The organism is Chryseobacterium lathyri (assembly GCF_003290185.1).
Lineage (GTDB): Bacteria > Bacteroidota > Bacteroidia > Flavobacteriales > Weeksellaceae > Chryseobacterium > Chryseobacterium lathyri.
Genome location: NZ_QNFY01000040.1, coordinates 1 through 1,113, shown reverse-complemented (window position 1 = coordinate 1,113; position 1,113 = coordinate 1). Strand labels below are relative to the sequence as shown.

Genomic DNA, 1,113 nt, shown 5'->3' with positions numbered 1-1,113 from the left:
GGATACAGGTCTACATCGAAGCGAATAACCTCGCAGCCGTTTTTTTCTATATATTCTGTTACTTTTTCAATTGAAAAATTATCCTGTGTATGCGTAATTATTAGTATTTTATTCATGGGTAGTATTGATTCTGTTTATAAGGTTATCGGCAATTCTTTCTGCAATAGGAAATCCCAGGTCTTTCTGGAGCATTCCCCATTCTCCCTGAGGATTTACTTCAAGGAAATAATATGCTCCGTCTTTTCCTCTGATCATGTCTATGGCTCCTATGTAAAGCCCCATTTCTTCCATCATGGAAGCTAAACCGGTTTTGACATTCTCCGGGAGTTCATAGGCTGACCAGAAATAATCTGCCTGAGCTAGTCTCCAGTCAACATTCTCACTATTGTTAATTTTTCCGGTAAAAAACTCCCCGGCTATGTAAACAATTCTCAATTCATATTCTTTGTCAATATAAGGCTGGAAGATCATCGGGCAGTAAGCAATGTCTGCAATATGTTCCAGGGTATCTTCTTCAATGATCATCGTTGAAATAAGGTTCTCACCGCTCATTGATTTTGCGGTCAGGCTATGAAGCTTTGCAACCGCTTTACCATTGCAGAATTCATGAAAAAAGGCAGTGATCTGGTGTTCATCGTTGGAAAAAATGGTTTCAGGAATAGTCAAATGATTGTCTTTAGCTATTTTCAGCTGAAGCATTTTGTTTCCATCGATCTTCCTTTCATTTTCATAGGGATTGATCCATGGAATATCTTCCAAAACAGTGATCAGGTTATAACGGAGATTTGCGTACGCGCTCAGGAATATTTTTTTGTAGTCTTCATCCAGTTCCTCAGGAACGCTTATTCCCCAGGCCTTTCTGTGCCACACTGCCTTGATATCTTTGGAATGAACGGTATTTCCAGACTCATCAGTGAGTTCAAATGAATCTTCATTCACACTGATCTTCTGGAGATGGTTCATCCGGTCAGAGTTGAGCCTGAAACAGGAAATATTCTTAGAAGAAAGATATTCAAAAAAAATATCAATATTGTAAAAATCATTCGAGTGGGTAATGCAGAGAATCATTGGCCGGATTTTATTAAAAAAGGAAACTTAGTGGTAAGTTTCCTT

Annotated in this window: 2 protein-coding genes; both read right to left on the bottom strand. The window is 38.5% G+C overall.

Going from position 1 to position 1,113, the window contains the following annotated elements; all coding sequences use genetic code 11:
• The coding region (locus DRF61_RS23070; protein ID WP_338065570.1) for an MvdC/MvdD family ATP grasp protein at positions 1-116 on the bottom strand (116 nt) is incomplete at its 3' end.
• Complete coding sequence (locus DRF61_RS22410) at positions 109-1,068, bottom strand: MvdC/MvdD family ATP grasp protein (RefSeq protein WP_111961069.1); 960 nt, start codon at positions 1,066-1,068, stop codon at positions 109-111. The genes DRF61_RS22410 and DRF61_RS23070, both read right to left, overlap by 8 nt.
• Positions 1,069-1,113 lie beyond the last annotated feature (45 nt).